The sequence below is a fragment of the Deinococcus sp. NW-56 genome (genome assembly GCF_002953415.1).
In the GTDB taxonomy this organism is placed as follows: Bacteria; Deinococcota; Deinococci; order Deinococcales; family Deinococcaceae; genus Deinococcus.
Window position 1 is genome coordinate 2,191,439 of sequence record NZ_CP026516.1, and the last position, 19,881, is coordinate 2,211,319.

Sequence of the window (19,881 nt, forward strand, 5' to 3'; positions counted from 1 at the left end):
CGTCAGGCTCCCCTGTTCGCTGGCCTTTCCCGCTCCCGCCTGACACGGGGCTGACAAAGGGCCGGAGAATCGGAGGGTATTGTCATGGTTCTGTCTAAATTCATGCCCAAAAACCCGCAGTTCAGCGCCAAGTTCGCCCAGGCCGCCCGCAATGCCCATGTGACGGCCCAGGCGCTGGTGGAACTGCTCGAGAACTACACCGATGTCGAGGCCAAGGTGAACCGCATCCGCGACCTCGAACACGAGGGGGACCGCATCAGCCGCGAAGTGACCAACATGCTGGCCGAGTCCTTTATCGTGCCCTTTGACCGCGAGGACATCATCGCCCTGAACGACGAACTCGACGATCTCGTCGACAGCATGGAGGACGCCGCCCGCAAGCTCAGCCTGTACGGTGTTGAGCGTCCGCTGCCGCAGATGGCGCAGCTCGCGCGGGTGGTGGAGGGGCAGTGTGCGCTGCTCGCGCAGGGCATGCCCCTGATCGAGAGCAAGGACCGCGTGCGCGAACTCGCCGCGCTGGCGCAGCAGATCCGGGCGCTCGAGGACGAGGGCGACACCATCAGCGACCACGTGCAGCGCGAACTGTACGTGGGGGTGCACGACGTGCCGGGCATGATCCGGGCGATGCGCGGCGGCGAGATCGTCGACCTGATCGAGGACGCCTCCGATCAGGCGCAGCGGGTCGCCAAGACGGTCGAGAGCATCCTGCTCAAGAACGCCTGAGCCGGGGAGACGCGACAGCTATGGAAGCGGCCCTGATCGGATTTGTCATCATCATCGCGCTGGCACTGGCCTTTGACTTCATCAACGGCTTTCACGACACCGCCAACGCCATCGCCACCTCGGTCGCCACCAAGGTGCTCACGCCCGCGCAGGCCATCGCCATGGCCGCGATTCTCAACGTGGTCGGGGCGCTCGCGGGTACGGCGGTTGCCAAGACCATCGCCACCGACATCGTGCCGCAGGAGTTCGCCACCCTGGGCCTGACGGGCGCGGCGCTGCTGAGCGCGATCATCTGGAACCTCTTCACGTGGTGGAAGGGACTGCCGAGCAGCTCCAGCCACGCCCTGATCTTCTCGCTGGTGGGGGCGGGCGTCGCGGCGGGCGGATGGGAGATCATCATTCCCGCCGGGGTTCGCAAGACCCTGATCGGCCTGGTGAGCAGCCCGGCGCTGGGCTTTATCGTGCCCATCGTGTTCATGGCGCTGCTCTCGTGGCTGGTGCTCAGATGGATGCGCCCGCGCACGGTCACGCGCACCTTCCGCTGGCTCCAGATCGGCTCGGCGGCCTTTATGGCCTTCTCGCACGGCGGCAACGACGCGCAAAAGGCGATGGGCATCATGACCTTCGCGCTGAGCGCGTACCTGGGCACCCAGGTCAGCGAGGTGCCGCTGTGGATCATCCTCTCGGCGGCGGCCGCGATGGGCCTGGGCACCGCGATGGGCGGCTGGCGCATCATCAAGACGATGGGCTTCAAGGTCGTGGACCTCAAACCCGTCGACGGCTTCGTCGCGGAGGCGAGCGCCGCCGCGATCATCGTGAGCGCCACCCACCTCGGCATCCCTGTGAGCACCACCCACACCATCTCGACCTCGATCATGGGCGTGGGCACCACCAAGGGCTTCCGCAAGGTCAAGTGGCAGGTCGCCGGGCGCATCGTGCAGGCCTGGATCTTCACGATTCCGGTGTGCATCGCGCTGGGCTGGATCATCCACAAGGTGATGCTGCTGACGCTGGGCATCTGAGCGAACACCGCCAGACGGTGGGCGACGGGAAGTCCCGGTCGCCCACCGTCTGCTTGGGTGGTCTGCCGGCGTTACGTCAGGCCCAGCCGCCGCGCTTCCTCCCACAGGTAGGCGCGGGCGTGGGGGTGGGCGGCCTGCTCGATCAGGGCGACCGCCTGCGCCTTCTCGTCGTGGCCCAGAATCTCCGCGACCCCCTGCTCGGTCACCACGGCGGTGGGCTGGAAGGAGGTCGTGGGTTCCTGAAGCATGGGCACGATGGTGGACACCTGCGCCTTGGGGTGCCAGGAGCGCAGCGCCATGATCGCCTGGCCGCCGGGCGAGTGCAGCGCTCCCACGATGAAGTCGGTCTGCCCGCCGAAGCCCGAGTGGATCCGCGCCCCGATGCGGCTGGCGTTGGCCTGCCCGAAGAGGTCGATCTGGAGGGCGGTGTTCACGCTCGTCATGCCGGGCTGCTGGGCGATCTGCGCGGGGTCGTTGGTGACTTCGGTGCGGCGCATGACCACCCGCTCGTTGCCGTCGAGCCAGCGGTACAGCTCGGGCGAGCCGAAGGCGAAGGACGCCACCACCGGTCGGTCGGGGTCCAGCGCTCCGGCCGCGTCGAGGCTGAGGATGCCGTCGCTGAACATCTCCGACCAGACCCCCAGTCGGCGGCGGCGGCTCAGGCCGGGCAGGGTCGCGTCGGGCACCTCCCCGATGCCGAGTTGCAGGGTCGCGCCGTCGGCCACGCGGGCCGCCACCCGGTCCCCGATCAGGGCCGCCGACTCGGCCGCCCCCGCCGCTGGCTCCCCGCGCGGGGGGGGCGAGGCGAGGGCTTCGTCGACCTCCAGCAACCCGTCGAAGAGGTCCACGTCGTATTCCCCGTCCCCGAAGGTGTAGGGCATCTGCGGGTTGAGCTGCCCCAGGATCAGGCCGCCGCGTGCCCGGCAGGCCTCAATCGCGGCGGGGAGAATGTTGACCTCGGTGCCCAGCGACACCCTCCCGCCGCGCGGCGCGGAGACGTGCAGCAGCAGCACGTCGGGCGGCCGGGTGGTGGAGAACAGCAGCGGCACCTGCGAGAGCCGCGCGGGGGTATAGCTCAGGCGGGCGCTGCCGCGCATGCCCGGCCCCACGAAGGAGGTCTCGTAGCTCACCCCGTCCCGGCGTGGCAGGCCCCGCGGGGCGTTGAGCGCGTTCAGGCGGTAGCCCGGCAGCGTCCCGTCCACGAGTCCCAGGAGCCGCCAGGGAACCGCATGGTTGCCGCTCATGACCACGCGGGCGCCTGCGGGGAGCCGCCGTTCTTCCAGCAGGGCCTGAATCTGGGCCGCCGTTTTGGTGTTCATGCCCACATTCTGCGACGGGCGGGTCGAACGCGCCGGGGCATTTGCCGGGGGTTTAGCCCCGGTCAGGACGGCTGGCCCACAGTTCCAGCAGGCCACGCACGGTCAACGTCTCGTCGTAATGGTCGATCTCGCGGCAGATCCCCTCCACCGTGCGCGAGAAACCGCCCGTGGCGACCGCGACGGCCGGACCCGGTAGCTCGGCGCGGATGCGGCGCAGCAGGCCGTCCACCATCTCGGCGTACCCGAAGACGAGGCCGGATTGCAGGGCGTGGGTGGTGTTCTTGCCGATGGCGGTGCGCGGCGCTTCGAGCGTGATGCGCGGCAGCTTGGCCGCCCGCGAGAAGAGGGCGTCGGCGCTGAGCTGCGCTCCCGTCGCCAGCACGCCCCCCAGAAAGCGGCGCCCGCGCCCGATCACGTCGAAGTTGGTGGAGGTGCCGAAGTCCACGACGACCGCGTACTCGTGCCCGCCGAGGTACCGCTCGGCCCCGAACAGGTTGGCGAGGCGGTCGGCGCCCACCGCGCCCGGCTGGTCGAGTTCGACCGTCACGTCGGGCAGGTTCCCCGCGCTGACCTCGAAGGCCTCCACCCGGAAGTGGCGGCGCAGGGCGAGCGCATAGTTCTGGCCCAGCGGCGGCGCCACACTGCTTAGCACGGCGGCGCGGGGCGGCGCGGCCCCCGCCAGCGCGAACAGGCCCTGAAGTTGCAGCGCGAGGTCGTCGGGCAGATGGTCGCGGTTGGTGCGGACCCGCCAGGTATGGGTCAGGGTCAGCGAGGCGTCCGCAAGGCCCAGCACCGTGCTGGTGTTGCCGATATCCACGGCGAGCAGCGGAAAGGAGGAGTGGGAGGCAGGCACGGGGGCATTGTGGCAGAGGCCAAAGGACGGGGGCAGGGGCCAAAGCTCTGGCCCACTGCCCCCCAGTCCCAGATTTACTGGAAGCTGGCGAGGTCCAGCGTCACGCTGTAGGCGCAGTTGGTGTCGGCCTCGGTGCGGATCAGCAGCTCGGCCTTGTCGCTCGCGCCCAGTCCGGCCTTGAGCGGCTCGAAGTAGTAGACCAGCGTACCCGCCCAGGTGCCCGCGTCCTGCTTCCAGTCGTTGACGAAGGAGCGGCGGGCCGGGGCCACCAGCTTGCCGTCCGCGCCGCGCAGCCGCACGAGGTAGGCGTCCCGGGCCTTCTCGGTGTGAAGGCCACGCACCTGAAGGTCGACGCGCAGCAGGCCGTCCGCGAGGCGCTTCCCGGCCAACTCTGCCCCCAGAGCATCGGCGGCGCTGAGGTTCTTGAAGTTGTCGCGGGCCTCCACCGCCTGGAAATAGAGCTGGTCGGCCTGCCCGCTCGCGGTCACGGCCAGCGGACGGCTTCCGGCCTTGAAATCGGTCGGCGTGGCGAGCCAGTCGGCCACGCACTTGTCTCCGCCGTCGAAGGCCTTCACCGCCCCGGCACCCGAGACGAACTGGCCGTCTTTGACGTTCAGGTCGATGGTCTGGTAGGTGGGCACCGCGTCGCGGCGGCCATACGCGCCGTCGATAACGTTCTTGGCGGTCGTCTCCTCCAGCTTGGGCACCCAGGCGAGGGCGGGCGCGGAGAGCAGCACGGCGAGGGAAAGCAGAGCAGTTTTACGCATGGTGAACCTCATAACAAAGGGGAATGACGGGAGGCTGACCTGAAGCGGTCCGGGGATCAGGCGTCCTTGAGATAGACGACCCGGCAAGCCGCGCCCGCCTTGCGAAATTGCTCGGCGGCGGCGGCGCTCAGGACCACGTCGGTCCGGACCGGGGAGTTGGGGGCGATGCGGGGGGCCTGCACGCGCGTGGCCTTGACGCGGGTGATGTTCTGGAAGGCGCCGAGCTGCCCTTCCGAGGTCGCGTAGGTGTGCAGGTTGCCCTCGTTGACGAGCTGGGAGGACACGCCGCGCACCAGCGCCGCGTCGGGCCAGAGCTGGGTGCCCGCTGCATCGTAGACCCGGCTGGTCATGTCGCGGTCGAAGCGGCCCAGCCCCCGTACGTCCACAACGACGGTGCAGGCCAGGGGACGCGTCTCGGTTCCCGCTGCCGCTCCGCCGCCACCGCCGCCCGCACGGGCAATCTCGCCGCCGCCCGCGCCGCCCCCACCACCGGGGCACCGCTGCCGCCGCGTCCGGGGGCCTCGCCGGTTCCGGTAGAGCCGCCCGCGCCGTTGCCGCCCGGACGTCCGCCGGTCGGAGTTGTTCCCTCGCCGCCGGTGCCGCTCGCGGTGCCGCCCGAACCGCCACGCCCGGCGCCGGAGCCGGGGTCGGGGGCCGAACCGGACCCGCTCCCAGACCCTGCGCCGGTAGAGGCGCGGGGAGTCTCGGCGGGGGCAGCCGGAGCGCTTCCCGTACCCCCACCCCCGGCAGCAGGTGCAGTTGGGGCCGCCGGGGGGTCGGGGCGGTGCCCGCACGGGGCGTGGGGCTGGCGGTGCCCTCACCCGTTCCAGCGGGGGTGCCGGGGGCCGGGCCAGGACGGGACGCCTCGGCGGCGGGGGCCGGGGAGGTGCCCTGTCCCGCCGCGCCACGGGTGGGGGCGCTGGCCTCGCCGGGCGCAGGGGCAGGGGTGGCCGCTGCCCCCCGACCAACCGCCGATTCCGCTGGAGCGGTCGCCGGGGCCGGAGTTCCGGGCCGCGCCGAGGCCACCGGGTCCGCACTTCCGCCCGACGTGCCCGCCGCCGGACGGGACGCGGCAGGCGCGTTGGGGGCCGTCTCCTGCGGGGTGCGGCTCACGGTGCCTGCACGTCCGGTGACGGCCTCGGGGGTGCCGGGGCCTGGGTGCCGCGCGGGGCTAGGGGCGCGTCGGGCGCGGTGCCTTGGGGGGTACGGGCGGCGGCGCGGGGAGCCTCGGCCGTCTCCCCCGCCGCTGGAGTGCCCCCGCTGCCGCGTGCCGGGGCGCTCTCGCCGCCCGCCTCGGTGGAGGCAGACCCGGCGCCACGGGCGGGCGCGGGTTCCTCGGTGGCGGTGGCACGGCCGCGAGCAGGCGCGGCCGTTTCCTCCGCGCTCGCCGGGGCCGCATCCTCGCGGCGGGGCAGGGTGGCGACCGTCTCGGCGGGGGTGGCCATTTCGGGTGCCTCGGCGCGGGCCTCGGCTTCGGTGGGCACCTCGTCGAGCGGGGTGGCCTGGCTGGGCGCCTCCGCCTCCGGCACGAACAGGCCCGACCCACTCGGCGCACCCGCCGACGCCTCCGGGGCAAGTTCCTGCGGAGCCGCCTCGGGCGCAGGTGCCCCCGCCGTCGTGGGCGAGGGGGCCGGGGCGTCCGGGGCCGCGCTCGCGGGGCGGGCGGGGTCGGGGGTGCTCGCGGTGGCCGGAGCAGGAGCTGCCGTGTTGGGCGTTGGCGTCGGGACGGGTGTGGTGCGCGTTGCCGGAGCTGCGGAGGTCTGCGGGGCGGCCCGCTGAGCCGTCCGCGCTGGAGGCGGCGTCGATCGCGTCTGTGGTGCGGGAGTGGGGTCTGACTCGGGGGGAGAGGTCCGCTCCGGCGCCGCCCGCGTCTCCGGCGGCAGGGCCGGGGGTGGGGGCGGCGGGGCGGGTTCGGGAGCCGGGGTCGCCGGAGGTGGCGCGGCTTCCTCCACCTGCGCCTCGGCCTTTGGCGGCGGGGGCGTTTCAGGCCGGGCGGCGGGCGCCTCCACGCGGGGGGGCGGTGTCAGGGTGGCCGTGGGGGTCGGCGACGGCGCCAGCGTCACCACTTCCAGCGGGGCACGGTCCAGATCGGGCGGACTGGCCGCCGCGAAGCGCACGTCGGGCCGCACCGCAAGCAGCCCCAGCAGCAGCGCCCCGTGCAGGGCCAGCGTGACCCCCGCCGCGCGAAGCTGGTCGCGGCGCTCGGGGTTGGGCGGGGGCGGCGGGGGGCCGGGCAGGGTGGTCATGGGGTCACTCCTCCGCGTCGCGGGTGCCCAGCGCCAGACGCTCGCCCCCGGCCTTCTTGATCTCGTCCATCACGCGCACGACCGTCCCGTAGTTGCCGCGCTCGTCGGCCCGCAGGCCCACCAGCCCGCCGGACGACTTCACCAGCGGCTCCAGCCGTCCGCCCAGCCGGGTCAGCGTGGTTTCTTTGCCGTTCAGGAAGATCTTGCCTGAGCGGTCCACGCTCACGATGGGCAGTTCCGGTGTCTCCTGCACGGTCGTGCTGGCGCGGGGCAGGTCGAGGGGCAAGGCGTTTTGCCGGGCGCCCAGGCTGCTCGTCAGGAAGAAGAAGATCAGCAGCAGCAGCACGATGTCCACCATCGGCGCGAAGTCGAAGGTCACCCCGCCCTCGCTGCTCTCGCGGAAGCGCCGCCTCACCGCGTGGCCCCAACCGCCGGAACGGAGTCAAAGTTCAGCGCCACCTCCGGCACCACGCCCCGGCCCCGGCCTGCGAGCCACGCGGGAACCTCCTCGCGCACCCGCTCGGCCCCGGTGGCGATCCGGTCGGCGCGGGCCTTGAGCGCGTTGCGGGCGACGTAGGCGATCACCGCCACGATCAGCCCGGCCGCCGTGTTGATCAGCGCCTCGCTGATGCCCTGCGCAAGCTGATCGGGCGTCGGGTTGGTGGTGTTGCTGAACACCAGAAACGAATTCACCATCCCGATCACGGTGCCCAGCAGCCCCAGCAGCGGCGCGATCTGCGCGGCGGTCCCCAGCGCCGAGAGGCCCGCGTACAGCCGGGTGTCCTCCGCGAGCAGGGCCGAGTTCATGGCGGCCTGGGCGGCCTCCGGGCCACGGTCGGCGCGGCCCAGCCCGGCCCGCAGCACGTTGACGGCCGAGCCGGGATGGGCGGCGCGGTCCACTTCGGCCAGCGCCGCTGCCGGGCCGCTCTCGGCAGTGACCGCCCGCGCCCGCTCGATCAGCGCGTCCGGGTCACGCCCCAGCCGGGCCAGCGTCTGCGCCCGCACGGCGGCGGTATAGACGACGTACACGGACAGCGCGGCCAGGACCCAGAGGAGGGGGCCAGCGGCCCGCAGAAGTTCCACGACGTTCATGGCCTTCACGGGTAGCACGCGGGGACGTGGCAAGCGTGAAAAGAGCTGATCCGGCCCTCATCCGGCGCCGCCGCGCGGCCTCCCCGACGCGTCCGGCCTGGCCGTTCAATCCACACCAACTCACTCGACTTTAGCGGGCGGAGTGGGTAGAATACCCCCATAACTAGGAATCATTCTCAAGAAGAGTGACCCAGCCAAAGGAGCTTTCATGACCGATCAGCCCCACCAGCTCGAGATTCGTAACCTCCACGCCTCCGTCGGTGACCAGCCCATCCTGAAGGGGGTCAACCTCGTCGTGCCGCGCGGCGAACTGCACGCGATCATGGGGCCGAACGGCAACGGCAAGAGCACCCTCGCCAAGGTGATCGTGGGCGACCCCGAGTACACCGTGACCGAAGGCGAAGTCCTCGTGGACGGCCAGAACATCCTGGAGATGGAGCCCGACGAGCGTGCCCGCCTCGGCGTCTTCCTGGCCTTCCAGTACCCGGTCGAGATTCCCGGCGTGACCATCGCCAACTTCCTGCGCCTCGCCATGCAGGCCCGCAAGGCCGAGGGCGAGGAGGTCAGCTTCACCGAGTTCTACGGCAAGCTCACGGGTGCCCTGAAGACCCTGGAGTGGGACGAGAGCATCGTCGAGCGCTACCTCAACGAGGGCTTTTCCGGCGGCGAGAAGAAGCGCAACGAGATTCTCCAGATGCTGATGCTGGAGCCGAACTACATCATCATGGACGAGACCGATTCCGGCCTCGACGTGGACGCCCTCAAGATCGTCGCCAAGGGCGTGAACAGCCTGCGCGGCCCGAATCTCGGCGGCCTGATCATCACCCACTACCAGCGCCTGCTGAACTACATCGTGCCTGACCGGGTCCACATCATCGTGGACGGCCGCGTCGTGCAGTCGGGCGGCCCCGAACTCGCCCAGAAGCTCGACTCGGAAGGCTACGACTGGGTCAAGCAGCTCGCGGTCGCGGGCGACTGACCCCTTCCTCCTCTCAAGGAGCTTCCAAATGACCAATCCCGAAGTGGCCAACATCAACAAGGACTACGAGTACGGCTGGAGCAACCCCGAGCGGTACGCCGTCAAGGCGCCCAAGGGCCTCTCGCGCGAGGTCGTCGAGATGATCTCGAAGGCCAAGGACGAGCCGCAGTGGATGCTCGACTTCCGCCTCAAGGCGCTGGAGATCTTCTACTCCAAGCCCATGCCCACCTGGGGTGCGGACCTCAGCGGTCTCAACCTCGACGAGATCTACTACTACATCAAGCCTGAGGGCTTTAACGCCCGTTCCTGGGACGACGTGCCCGACGACGTGAAGCAGACCTTCGAGCGCCTGGGCATCCCAGAAGCCGAGCGCAAGGCGCTGGCGGGCGTCGGCGCCCAGTACGAATCCGAGATGGTGTACCACAACCTCAAGGAGGAGTGGGAGAAGCTCGGCGTCGTGTTCCTCTCCATTGAGGACGGCCTCAAGCAGTACCCCGACCTCTTCCGCGAGTACTTCGCCACCGTCGTGCCGCCCGAGGACAACAAGTTCGCGGCGATCAACTCGGCGGTGTGGTCGGGCGGGTCCTTCGTGTACGTGCCCAAGGGCGTGAAGGTGGACATTCCCCTTCAGACCTACTTCCGCATCAACGCGGAGAGCAGCGGGCAGTTCGAGCGCACCCTGATCATCGTGGACGAGGGCGCCCAGGCCCACTACATCGAGGGCTGCACGGCGCCGACCTACGCCAGCGACTCCTTCCACTCCGGCGTGATCGAGATCATCGTCAAGGAAGGCGCCCGCTTCCGCTACTCGACCATCCAGAACTGGAGCCACAACGTCTACAACCTCGTGACCCAGCGGGCCGCCGTGTACGGCAACGGCGTGATGGAGTGGGTGGACGGCAACCTGGGCTCCAAGGTCACCATGAAGTACCCCGCCTGCTACCTGCTGGAGGAAGGCGCCCGTGGTGAGGTCCTGTCCATCGCGATGGCCGGACGCGGCCAGCACCAGGACGCGGGGGCGAAGATCGTCCACTTCGCGCCGTACACCAGCGGCACCATCGTGTCCAAGTCGATCTCCAAGGACTCCGGCCGCTCCTCCTACCGTGGCCTCGTCAAGATCTACGAGGGCGCCCGTGGCAGCAAGACGAACGTCGAGTGCGACGCCCTTCTGCTCGACGAGGAAGCCCGCACCGACACCTACCCCTACATCGAGATCGAGGAAAAGGACGCGAGCGTCGGCCACGAGGCGACCGTCTCCAAGATCAACGACGAGCAGATCCTGTACCTCCAGAGCCGCGGCCTGAGCGAGGACGAGGCGGCAGGCCTGATCGTGCGCGGCTTCATCGAGCCGATCGCCAAGGAACTCCCGCTGGAGTACGCGGTGGAACTGAACCGCCTGATCGAGCTGGAGATGGAAGGCTCGGTCGGCTGAGTGAAGCGGGGGCTGTTCATCTGCGTGGCAGTGCTGGCAACAGTCGCTGCCGCCGGGTGGACAGCCCTCCGGTTGGAATTCGATCCCAGCTTGTTTCGTCGGCCCCTGTACGGTCTGACTCATCAAGTGTATGCGTGGCAAGACCTGGGCCGTGCCTATCCCAGCCGCGAGGTCGCTGTTCAGTTACGGCGCGGACGTGACCCGACCGCCGAGGCCAGAGCGTGTGCCCACGCTTTCGAGATCCGCTCCTTAAGCGATGGGCAACAGATGACCTGCCATGTGTTCGGCGACGAGGCGTCCTATCAGAAGTTCCGGGCAGGAGATCAAAGCTGCGTACTGGCAAAGGCCGTGCAGACACCCTATGCCAGTGCCGAACAGGCTGAAATCACTGTCCATCAGGGCGAACCGTGCGTTTGAGTTTGATCTCGTTCTCTGGCCTCTTCCCGCTATGGCTGCGTCTCAGAAACTCCACGAACAAATCGACCGCTTAAGCCCTAGAGGCTGGCTCGTTCTGCTTTCTTTCCTGAAAGCGGAAGTAGAGCAGGGCCGAGAGGAGTTTGCCGAACTCCTGACCCTGACAGAAAACTTCGTTGCCGAGCAGGGTTATGCAGGCAGCGGCGAAAAGGAGAACCCTAACCCATGACCCAACCCTTTACCCAAGACCTCGTCACCCAGGCGGGTGGTCCCGAGTGGCTGCGCAACAAGCGCCGCGAATCCCTCGACCTCTTCAACACGCTCGAAGTGCCCAACGAGGGCGTCGAGGCCTGGAAGTACACCCGTGTGGACGTGGACTTTGGCGAGCTGCGCCCTCACCCCAAGCGGGAGCGCGTGGCTGACATCGCGGCGCTGCCGCAGAGCGTGCAGAAGCGCCTGACGAGCACCGACGTGGGCGCCTACCTCGTGCTGGACGGCCCGGACGTGGTGTACGCGACCGAACTGCCCGCCGACCTGCGCGAGAAGGGCGTGATCTTCACCGACCTGAAGACGGCGGTGGAGCAGCACGCGGACAAGGTGCAGCAGTACCTGTACTCGGTGGTCCCGGCGGAAGTGCCCGACGACACCACCATCGCCGCGCCCGGCACTACGCCCAGCAAGTCCCCCGACCCCAGCGAGGGCAAGTTCTCCGCGCTGGCGGCGGCCCTGTGGACCAACGGCGCGTTCGTGTACGTGCCGCGTGGCGTCGAAGTGGAGCTTCCCCTCGGCTCCTTCCGCGTGATGAGCGAGGCGGGCACCTACACGGCGACCCGCACCCTCGTCGTGGCGGAGGAGAACGCGCAGGTCACTTTCATTGACGAGCAGGACAGCGAGGAACTGCCGGGCACCTACGCCATCGGCGCGGTCGAGCTGGTGGTCAAGTCGGGAGCGCGGCTGCGCTACGTCTCCATCCAGAACTGGGGCAAGGGCGTGACGCATATCCAGCGTCAGCGCGGCGACGTCCACCGCGACGCAACGCTGAACAGCCTCGTCGTGACGATGGGTGGGACGCTGAGCCGCACCGAGATGCAGTCCTACCTGCGTGGGCAGGGCAGCGACAGTGAAATGCTGGCGCTGTACTTCGCCAACGAGGACCAGCACTTCGACCATTACACGCTTCAGCACCACGCCGCGCCGCACGCGCACAGCGACCTGCTGTACAAGGGCGTGAACGCTGATCAGTCGGTGGGCGTGTTCAGCGGCATGATCAAGGTGGACCTCGGCGCCCAGAAGACCGACGCCTACCAGAAGCACCGCACGCTGATGCTGTCGAGCGAGGCGCAGAACTTCTCGGTGCCCCAGCTGGAGATCAACGCCAACGACGTGCGCTGCTCGCACGGCTCGACCACCGGCCCCGTCAATCAGGAGGCCCTGTTCTTCCTGCGCTCGCGCGGCATCCACAAGGAACTCGCCGAGAAGATGCTCGTCACCGCCTTCCTGGAGGACGTGCTCTCGCGCGTGCCGCTCCAGAGCGTGGTGAAGTACATCGAGGGCATCATCGCGGAGAAGGTGGGAGCGGCGTAAGGACAAGCGGTTAGCTTTCAGCGGTCAGTCTCGAAGAGGGATTGGCCGCTGGTTTCTGTTGGTGCGGCTTCAAGGGTGAATCAGGCCAGTCCGCTCGGCTTGGGCGATCAGCTCCCGCGCCACCGCCCACAACGTGGGGAAGTCGCGCAGGTATTTTTCCTTCAGGTTCAGCACGCGTTCGGCGGTGAGGGCTGGGTAACGCTCCGCACAACCCAGGCCACCGTCCCCCCAGGTGAGCAGCATAGGCTGAAGGGCGTCCAGCGCACGGGCGAAACGAGCCTCTCCAGTTTCACAGGCCTCAAATTCCTGCCAGAGGGCAAGAAACTCAGCGGCCTGTTCAGCAGGAAGGGTGCCGAACAGCCTTGCAGCGGCAGATTTCTCGGCATCTGCTTGAGCAGCGTGCTGCTCGGCGGTGGCGGTGAAGGGCAAGTCCCCAGCGTGAATCTCCACGAGGTCGTGGATGAGCAGCAGGCGCACAACATGGTTCAGGTCGGTACCCCTAGGAGCATGCTCACCCAGCGTGAGAGCCATCAGTGCCAGGTGCCAGGAGTGCTCGGCACTGTTCTCAGCACGGACGCCAGCATGCAGGAAAGTCGTTCGCTGCACGCTCTTCAGGCGGTCACAAGCCAGCAGAAAGTCAATTTGGGCGGGCAGGCGCTGCATCAGTGAGTTCATCCTACCGGCTCCCTCCCCCACCCCGGCACCCGCCCAATCCTCTCCCGCGCCTCCTCCGCGTCTGTCTCCTCCGGGCGGCACAGGTCCCACTCGCGTCCCCCAGCATAGGCACCGATCACCAGCAGGTCGGCGCTGCTGCCGTCATTCCTGTGTCCGGTTCCAGCGGGCAGGAGCAGTACGTCCCCCTCCCCCACCTGCACCTGCGGGCCGCCCTCGCCGCCGAGGGTGAGGCGGGCCTGACCGCGGGCGATGACAAGGACTTCGTGGGCGGTTGAGTGGTAGTGGTGGAAGTCGCAAATGCCGTTTCGCCAGGCGTTCGTCCAGCCGCGTTCGGCGAGGTGCTGTTCGATCTGGGCGGGCGTGTGGCCCGTCAACGCGGCGCGGTAGATCAGCACGGGGCGGGGGTCATTGGGCACATCCCCGTTGGGCGCGAGGGGCAGAGCTTCAGGCACCATGCTCCAGCCTACGCGCCCGCCGCTATGCTGCCTCCTATGAAGGCGTGGGTGGTGGGCGGCGTGCTGATGGTGGCCCTGAGTGGCTGCGGCGAGGTCCGGTATCTGACCCAGGCGGCGGCCGGGCAGCTCGACCTGCTGGTGCGGGCGCGGCCGGTGGCGAACGTGCTGGTGGACCCCGCGACCCCGTCGGAGACACGCCGCAAGCTGGCGCTGGTGGGGGAGGTCCGCGCCTTCGCCGTGGGCGAGTTGGGCCTGCCCGACCGGGGGGCCTACCACAAATATGTGGACGTGGGCCGCCCTTACGTGGTGTGGAACGTGTTCCGGGCACAGGAGTTCGGGCTGGATCTGCTGACCTCCTGTTTTCCGGTGGCCGGGTGCGTGGGCTACCGGGGCTACTTTCGGGAGGCCGATGCGCGGGCCTACGCCGACACGCGCCGGGCAGCGGGCGAGGACGTGCGGGTGGGCGGCGTGACCGCGTACAGCACGCTGGGCTACCTGCGCGACCCAGTGCTCTCCACCATGCTGGCTTACCCCGACCCCACCCTGATTCGCACCGTGATCCACGAACTCGCCCACCCCGCCGTGTACATGCCCGGCGATACCGTCTACAACGAATCCTTTGCCACAGCCGTGGAGGAGGAAGGGTGGCGGCGCTGGTTTTCGGCACACGGGACGCCGGAACTGAGAGAGGCCGACCGGATCGCGCAGGAACGGTCGCAGGCGTTCGAGGCCCTGCTGCTGGAGGCGCGGGCCGAGTTGCAGTCCCTCTACGCGCAGCCCCTCACGCCGGACGAGTTGCGGACACGCAAGGCGGCGGTGCTGACCGCCTTGCAGGAACGCTATACAGCCCTCAAGGCAAGCTGGGGCGGCTACGCGGGCTACGACGGCTGGTTTGCCACTGGAGTCAACAACGCGGCCCTGGCTTCGGTCGCCGCCTACGCGACGCTGGTGCCCGAGTTCGAGGCGGCGCTGGGACGGGTCAGAGGTGACCTCCCCACCTTCTACGCGCTGGCGCGGCGCTGCGGCGAGCGTCCGTCCGGCGAACGGGTGGCCTGCCTGCGGGGGCAATGAGAAGAGAAGAAGGCCGGGACCCCCCAGGGGGAATCCCGGCCCAGACGTATCGGGGGCTTAGCCCTGGTTGGCCTCGTCGCTGGCCTCAGCGGTCTCGCGCTGGGCTTCGCTGCCCTCGGCGGCCTCGGCCTTGACCTCCTCGATGCTGGCGTCGCCCTCCAGTACGGCGGCGGCGGCCTCCTCGGAGAGTTCGCCCGCGGCGACCAGACCAGCAACCTGGGCGGCCTGGGTCTCGGCTTCCAGCTCCTCGGCGGTGAGGCGGGGCGGCAGCACGCTGATGACCACGAGGTCCTCTTCCACGGCGAGCTTGACGCCCTCGGGGAGCTTGATCTGCCCGGCGGTCACGTGGTCGCCGATGTTCAGGGCAGCCACGTCCACGCTGATTTCCTGCGGGATGCGGCGGGGACCGGGGGCCACGATGTCGAGGTTGTGCACCACGATGTCGACCAGGCCGCCCATGACTTCGCCCTGGCTCTTGCCCGTGGTGTGGACGGGCACGCTGACCTGCACGGGCTCGCCGTAGGTCACCAGGTAGAAGTCGGCGTGGATCGCCTCGCGGCGGCGCTTGTCCATCTGGACGGTCTTGACGAGGGCCGGGAAGGTCTCGCCGCCTTCCAGGGTGATGTCGAAGAGGCCCGTGGTGCCCTGCTGACGGAAGGCGCGGTCAAAGGCCTTGCGCTCGATGGCGAAGGAGACGTTCTTCTCCTTGTTGTAGGCGACGGCGGGGATCAATCCGGGCGCCAGCTTCTGCTGGCCGGTGCGGGGGATGGCTCTCAGTTCCATGTGCGTGTTTCCTCCGGGGTCCGCAGTGGCCGCCTCACCCGCGCCGCGTCCGGGGCCAGGAGTCCGGGGACATGGGGGCGGGGGCCATGCAACCCTGGCAGTGTAGCAAATCGGGGCGGGCGCGGGAGCAGGGCACAGGACTCCCTCCGCCTCTCGGCTCCGGGCCGCCTCTGCTAGAATCCGGCCTGTTGCCGCGCGGCGCCCTGGCAGACAGGAAAAGCGCCCCGGCCAAATCCAGACAGGAACGGCCACAGCAGCACGGCCCGCCCCCGGCAGGGCTCGGAGACAAGGAGACACACATGATCAGCGTGACAGAACTGCGCAACGGCACCAAGGTGGAGATGGACGGCGGCCTGTGGGAGTGCCTGGAGTACTCCCACCTCAAGATGGGGCGCGGCGGCGCCAAGGTGGTCACCAAGTTCCGCAACATGGAGACCGGCTCCATCGTGGACCGCACCTTCAACAGCGGCGAGAAGCTTCAGGACATCTACGTCGAGGGCAAGAAGATGCAGTTCCTCTACAAGGACGGCTCGGACTTCGTGTTCATGGACCTGGAAACCTACGACCAGGTGCACCTGCCCCCCTCGCTGGTGGGCGACGCGGCCAAGTTCATGAAGGAGAACACCGAGATCGAGGTGGCGATGTACGGCGACAAGCCGCTGAGCATCACGCTGCCCAATCAGGTCATCCTCAAGATCACCCAGACCGACCCCGGCGTGCGCGGCGACACCGTCTCGGGCGGCACCAAGCCCGCCACCCTGGAGACGGGCGCGGTCGTGCAGGTGCCGCTGTTCGTCGAGCAGGGCACCGACGTGAAGGTCGACACCCGCACGGGCCAGTACCTCAGCCGCGCCTGATGACCTCCGCCCGAAGCGCCGCCTCCCGACTGTGGGGGCGGCGTTTCGCCATGCCGTTAGACTCGGTCCAGTTCGCCCCTGTTCGGCGGCGAGTGCGACGGAGTGCGTCCGATTCCTTAAGATTCGGGAGAGCACCGAATCCTCGTCCATCTCCCGCAATCCGTGGTCGTTGCTTCTCGCGCTGCTTCGCAGCTTTGCAAGTCCGCTCGGGTTGACCCTCACGAGTCGACCGCCATTCGTATGACCGCCCGCCCCGCACCGCTTACCCTTCCGGGAGGAACCATGAACCCAGACGACCTGAAGAAGATTCTCGACGCCCTCAGCCAGGCCGATGTGCGCGAGTTCAGCCTGACGACCGGCTCCTTCGCCCTCGACCTTAAGCGTGGCCCGCAGGCCGCAGGCATGTCGGCTCTGGCAAGCGCCCCCGCCCCGGCTCCCCACGCGGCGCCCAGCTTCCAGCCGCTAGCGGCCAGCAGCGCAGCGCCCGCTTCCGCCGAGGCTCCCAGCGCTCCGGCGCCTGCGGCCTCCGCCAACGCCCCCGCCGAGACGCCCACCCCCGCGGCGTCCCCGGCCAAGCCCGCCTCCGCCGGAACGCCGGTCAAGGCGCCCATCGTGGGCACCTTCTACTCGGCCAGCAGCCCCGACGCGGCGCCCTACGTCAAGGTGGGCGACACGGTGAGCGCCGGGCAGGTGCTGTGCATCATCGAGGCGATGAAGCTGATGAACGAGATCGAGGCCGAGACCGGCGGCGTGGTGCGCGAGATCCTGGTAAAGAACGCCGAGCCGGTGGAGTACGGACAGACGCTGTTCATCATCGAGTGATGTCGAGGGTCGGAGAGTCTAAGGGTCGAGAACGCTCCAGCCCTTGGACCCTTCGGCTCTTTGACCCTTAGACCCTTGCCGGAGGCAAGCCCATGTTCAAGAAAATCCTGATCGCCAACCGCGGCGAGATCGCCCTGCGCGTCATCCGCACCGCGCGGGAGATGGGCATCAAGACGGTCGTGGTGTACTCCACCGCCGACGAGAAGAGCCTGCCCGTGCTCCTGGCCGACGAGTCGGTGTGTGTGGGGCCGCCCGCCTCGACCGCGAGCTACCTGAACATCCCCAACATCCTCTCGGCCGCGCTGATGACCGGGGCCGAGGCGATTCACCCCGGCTACGGCTTCATGGCCGAAAACCCCGACTTTGCGGAAATGTGCCGCGAGCACGGCCTCGTCTTTATCGGGCCGACGCCGGAATCCATGCGGGCGCTCGGAAGCAAGGCGGGCGGGCGCGATATCGCCGCGCAGAGTCGGGTGCCGGTCGTGCCCGGAACGGGCGTGCTCGACGACGTGGACGCCGCGCTGCTCGCCGCCAAGCAGATCGGCTACCCGGTGCTGCTCAAGGCCAGCGCGGGCGGTGGCGGGCGCGGCCAGAAGGTGATCCGTACCCAGGACGAACTCGCCAAGGGCTTCGCGCAGGCGCAGGAGGAAGCGCGGCTGTACTTCGGGGACCCCGCGATCATCATGGAGAAGTTCCTGGAGGAGTTCCGGCACGTCGAGGTGCAGGTGATGGGCGACGGCCAGGGCCACGTGATCCACATCGGCGAGCGCGACTGCTCCATCCAGCGCCGCAACCAGAAGCTGATCGAGGAAGCGCCCTCGACCCTGCCCGAATCGCTGCGGCAGGAGATTCTGGACGCGGGCGTGCGCCTCGCCAAGCACGTGAACTACGCGGGCGCGGGCACCCTGGAATTTATCGTGGACCGCGACGGCAACTATTACTTCATGGAGATGAACACCCGCATTCAGGTCGAGCACTGCGTGTCCGAGATGATCTCGGGCCTCGACTTCGTGCGGCTCCAGCTTCAGATCGCGGCGGGCGAGGGCCTGCACCTGCGGCAGGAGGACGTGAAGCTGCACGGCCATTCCATCGAGTGCCGCATCAATGCGGAAGACCCCGACAAGGACTTCCGCCCAGCAGCGGGCAAGATCGACGACGTGCATTTCGCGGGCGGCCCCGGCGTGCGGGTGGACAGCCACGCGTACACCGGGTACGTGATCCCGCCCCACTACGACTCGCTGATCGGCAAGCTGATCGTCCACCACGACAGCCGCGAGCAGGCGATCAGCCGCATGAAGCGGGCACTCGAGGAGAGCGTGATCCACGGTCCCAAGACCACCATCCCGCTCTACATCAAGATCATGGACAATCCCTTTTACAAGCGGGGCGCCGTGATGACCAACTTCCTCAAGACGCGCATGGAGATGTGATCCAAACGGGAAGAAGGGACGTGGCCTCGCACCACGTCCCTTCTGCTCTGGTCGGCTTACTCGCCGGTCAGGATGTTCTGGTTCTTGTTCTCGCGGTCCTCGATGATCTTGCCGAGGATAAAGAACGTGGGGGGCCAGAAGCCGATGAACAGGCCGCTGCGCTGCTTTTCCTCGCCGCCCTTGTCGCCTGCGCCGCCGTCCGCCTTGCCAGCGGTGAAGCTGGCGGCCGAGGTGAGAATCGAGGCGAAACCGAGGATGTACATGATGTTGGACAGTTTCATGGGTCAACCTGCCTTTCGGGAGAACTCTCGGGGAGGGTGGTCCTGCCCCGAACACGGGTCAACTCTCGCCCGCGCTCCCGGCCCGAAACGTAAAGAGCGCCACGTTGTAAACGTTGTGTGGAGTGTTCACAAGGAGGCTGTAAAAGCCGTGCCAGACTGCACCCGATGAGCCTGCCTGGTTGGAAGGAACGGGACGCGCGGCTCTCGCGGCGGCTGGGATGGGGTTGGCCGGAGGAACCTCTGCTGGACGCGCTGAACCTCTCGCCCACCGCCCGCGTGCTCGACGTGGGTGCGGCCGACGGGCGGCTCTTGCGGGCGCTAAAGGCACGCGGTCACGAAGGCGGCGTGTTCGGACTGGACCCCGAGCCGGGATTCGGAATTCAGCGCGGCGTGGCCGAGCGTCTCCCCTTTCCCGCCGCCTCTTTCGATGCCGTGCTGCTCGTGCGCGTGCTGGCCCACCTGCCTGGCCCCGCCCGCGCTCTGGCCGAGGCGCGGCGGGTGCTGCGGCCCGGAGGTCAGCTCGTCGTGGCGGCGCAGGGGGATTGGCACCTCGCCCGGCTGCGGGGTCTGGGTGGGGCGCCGTCGGAACCGCCTTCCCCACCCACCGAAGCTGACCTCTTCTTTCCGGTCGTGCTGATGCCAGAGGACGTGCGGGTACTGGCGGCCAGCTATGGGGTGAGCCTCGGCGGGCGAGACTTGACCCCCTCCCTAACCGACACCCTCCACCTGCGGGTCGAGGTGGAGCGGCGTTAGGGCAGGCTTACTTGTCGAAGCGCTCGTATCCGGCGGCGCTGCGGCGCTGGGCACCACGGGCGTAGTCGAGCTGCATCTCGACCGTCTCGTGGCGGCCCTCGGTGAAGGTGCTCACCGGCATCCAGTAGTTCAGGCGGTCGTCCCCGAGCTGCACCCACAGCTTGGCCTCGTCCGCGGCGTCGCGCCAGAAGGTGACGTGCGCGAAGCCGTTGCCCTCGGCCCAGGTCCGCACGTCCTCCAGCACGCGGGCGGCGCGGGGGTGGGTCAGCTCGAACTCGCGGCCATCCTGCTCGTTGCGGAACTTGATCTCGACCATACTGCCC

General features: G+C 68.8%; 23 protein-coding genes. 11 read left to right on the plus strand and 12 right to left on the minus strand.

The genetic code is table 11. From position 1 onward, the window contains the following. Positions 1-84 precede the first annotated feature (84 nt). The gene (locus C3K08_RS11055; protein WP_104991356.1) at positions 85-723 is read left to right on the plus strand and encodes a DUF47 domain-containing protein; all 639 of its coding nucleotides are present in this window, start codon (positions 85-87) and stop codon (positions 721-723) included. Between the two features lie 20 nt (positions 724-743). Continuing rightward, entirely contained in the window at positions 744-1,745 is a 1,002-nt protein-coding gene (locus C3K08_RS11060; protein WP_104991357.1) for an inorganic phosphate transporter, read from the plus strand. Between the two features lie 71 nt (positions 1,746-1,816). Here C3K08_RS11060 and C3K08_RS11065 read toward each other — a convergent pair whose 3' ends face one another. The 7 genes from C3K08_RS11065 to C3K08_RS11095 form a co-directional block, all read right to left on the minus strand. Next, a complete protein-coding gene (locus C3K08_RS11065; protein ID WP_104991358.1) occupies positions 1,817-3,064 on the minus strand; it encodes an acetyl-CoA hydrolase/transferase family protein in 1,248 nt (415 codons plus the stop codon). A 52-nt stretch (positions 3,065-3,116) separates the two neighbouring features. After that, a complete protein-coding gene (locus C3K08_RS11070; protein WP_104991359.1) occupies positions 3,117-3,917 on the minus strand; it encodes a type III pantothenate kinase in 801 nt (266 codons plus the stop codon). 74 nt (positions 3,918-3,991) lie between these two features. After that, positions 3,992-4,684 (minus strand): hypothetical protein, encoded by a 693-nt coding sequence (locus C3K08_RS11075; RefSeq protein WP_104991360.1) that lies wholly within the window; start codon positions 4,682-4,684, stop codon positions 3,992-3,994. A 56-nt stretch (positions 4,685-4,740) separates the two neighbouring features. Further along, positions 4,741-5,070, minus strand: a complete 330-nt coding sequence (locus C3K08_RS11080; RefSeq protein ID WP_104991361.1) for a hypothetical protein — start codon at positions 5,068-5,070, stop codon at positions 4,741-4,743. A gap of 723 nt (positions 5,071-5,793) precedes the next feature. Then, complete coding sequence (locus C3K08_RS11085) at positions 5,794-6,930, minus strand: hypothetical protein (protein WP_104991362.1); 1,137 nt, start codon at positions 6,928-6,930, stop codon at positions 5,794-5,796. Between the two features lie 4 nt (positions 6,931-6,934). Continuing rightward, the gene (locus C3K08_RS11090) at positions 6,935-7,345 is read right to left on the minus strand and encodes a biopolymer transporter ExbD (protein WP_104991363.1); all 411 of its coding nucleotides are present in this window, start codon (positions 7,343-7,345) and stop codon (positions 6,935-6,937) included. Then, the gene (locus C3K08_RS11095; RefSeq protein WP_104992038.1) at positions 7,342-8,022 is read right to left on the minus strand and encodes a MotA/TolQ/ExbB proton channel family protein; all 681 of its coding nucleotides are present in this window, start codon (positions 8,020-8,022) and stop codon (positions 7,342-7,344) included. The genes C3K08_RS11090 and C3K08_RS11095 overlap by 4 nt, the downstream gene beginning before the upstream one ends. Before the next feature lie 208 nt (positions 8,023-8,230). Between C3K08_RS11095 and sufC the strand changes: the two genes are divergently transcribed. The 4 genes from sufC (at position 8,231) to sufD (ending at position 12,431) form a co-directional block, all read left to right on the plus strand. After that, a complete protein-coding gene (sufC, locus tag C3K08_RS11100; protein ID WP_104991364.1) occupies positions 8,231-9,001 on the plus strand; it encodes a Fe-S cluster assembly ATPase SufC in 771 nt (256 codons plus the stop codon). Between the two features lie 28 nt (positions 9,002-9,029). Beyond that, on the plus strand, positions 9,030-10,433 hold the full coding sequence (gene sufB, locus C3K08_RS11105) for a Fe-S cluster assembly protein SufB (RefSeq protein WP_104991365.1): 1,404 nt from the start codon (positions 9,030-9,032) through the stop codon (positions 10,431-10,433). Between the two features lie 367 nt (positions 10,434-10,800). Then, entirely contained in the window at positions 10,801-11,076 is a 276-nt protein-coding gene (locus C3K08_RS17940; RefSeq protein ID WP_158679913.1) for a hypothetical protein, read from the plus strand. After that, positions 11,073-12,431, plus strand: a complete 1,359-nt coding sequence (gene sufD / locus C3K08_RS11110; protein WP_104991366.1) for a Fe-S cluster assembly protein SufD — start codon at positions 11,073-11,075, stop codon at positions 12,429-12,431. Before C3K08_RS17940 ends, sufD begins: the two co-directional genes overlap by 4 nt. Positions 12,432-12,500: 69 nt before the next feature. Here the strand turns inward: sufD and C3K08_RS11115 are convergent, their stop codons facing one another. Next, on the minus strand, positions 12,501-13,094 hold the full coding sequence (locus C3K08_RS11115; protein ID WP_104992039.1) for an HD family hydrolase: 594 nt from the start codon (positions 13,092-13,094) through the stop codon (positions 12,501-12,503). A gap of 8 nt (positions 13,095-13,102) precedes the next feature. Continuing rightward, complete coding sequence (locus tag C3K08_RS11120; protein WP_104991367.1) at positions 13,103-13,561, minus strand: cupin domain-containing protein; 459 nt, start codon at positions 13,559-13,561, stop codon at positions 13,103-13,105. A gap of 36 nt (positions 13,562-13,597) precedes the next feature. On the opposite strand from C3K08_RS11120, the gene C3K08_RS11125 reads away from it, so the two are divergent. Beyond that, positions 13,598-14,632: an aminopeptidase gene (locus C3K08_RS11125; RefSeq protein ID WP_158679914.1), complete on the plus strand. Its 1,035-nt coding sequence runs from the start codon at positions 13,598-13,600 to the stop codon at positions 14,630-14,632. A 57-nt stretch (positions 14,633-14,689) separates the two neighbouring features. Here the strand turns inward: C3K08_RS11125 and C3K08_RS11130 are convergent, their stop codons facing one another. Further along, positions 14,690-15,415 (minus strand): 50S ribosomal protein L25/general stress protein Ctc, encoded by a 726-nt coding sequence (locus C3K08_RS11130; protein ID WP_104991369.1) that lies wholly within the window; start codon positions 15,413-15,415, stop codon positions 14,690-14,692. A 299-nt stretch (positions 15,416-15,714) separates the two neighbouring features. Between C3K08_RS11130 and efp the strand changes: the two genes are divergently transcribed. The 3 genes from efp (at position 15,715) to accC (ending at position 18,524) form a co-directional block, all read left to right on the plus strand. Beyond that, entirely contained in the window at positions 15,715-16,272 is a 558-nt protein-coding gene (gene efp / locus C3K08_RS11135; RefSeq protein ID WP_104991370.1) for an elongation factor P, read from the plus strand. Positions 16,273-16,554: 282 nt separating this feature from the next. Next, positions 16,555-17,094: an acetyl-CoA carboxylase biotin carboxyl carrier protein gene (gene accB, locus C3K08_RS11140; RefSeq protein ID WP_104991371.1), complete on the plus strand. Its 540-nt coding sequence runs from the start codon at positions 16,555-16,557 to the stop codon at positions 17,092-17,094. A gap of 92 nt (positions 17,095-17,186) precedes the next feature. Then, a complete protein-coding gene (accC, locus tag C3K08_RS11145) occupies positions 17,187-18,524 on the plus strand; it encodes an acetyl-CoA carboxylase biotin carboxylase subunit (protein WP_104991372.1) in 1,338 nt (445 codons plus the stop codon). A 56-nt stretch (positions 18,525-18,580) separates the two neighbouring features. Here the strand turns inward: accC and C3K08_RS11150 are convergent, their stop codons facing one another. Further along, the gene (locus C3K08_RS11150; RefSeq protein ID WP_104991373.1) at positions 18,581-18,805 is read right to left on the minus strand and encodes a hypothetical protein; all 225 of its coding nucleotides are present in this window, start codon (positions 18,803-18,805) and stop codon (positions 18,581-18,583) included. A gap of 165 nt (positions 18,806-18,970) precedes the next feature. Here C3K08_RS11150 and C3K08_RS11155 point away from each other — a divergent pair, with 165 nt between their 5' ends. Next, positions 18,971-19,558 (plus strand): class I SAM-dependent methyltransferase, encoded by a 588-nt coding sequence (locus C3K08_RS11155; RefSeq protein ID WP_104991374.1) that lies wholly within the window; start codon positions 18,971-18,973, stop codon positions 19,556-19,558. 7 nt (positions 19,559-19,565) lie between these two features. Here the strand turns inward: C3K08_RS11155 and C3K08_RS11160 are convergent, their stop codons facing one another. Beyond that, entirely contained in the window at positions 19,566-19,874 is a 309-nt protein-coding gene (locus C3K08_RS11160) for a hypothetical protein (RefSeq protein ID WP_104991375.1), read from the minus strand. Positions 19,875-19,881: the final 7 nt, after the last annotated feature.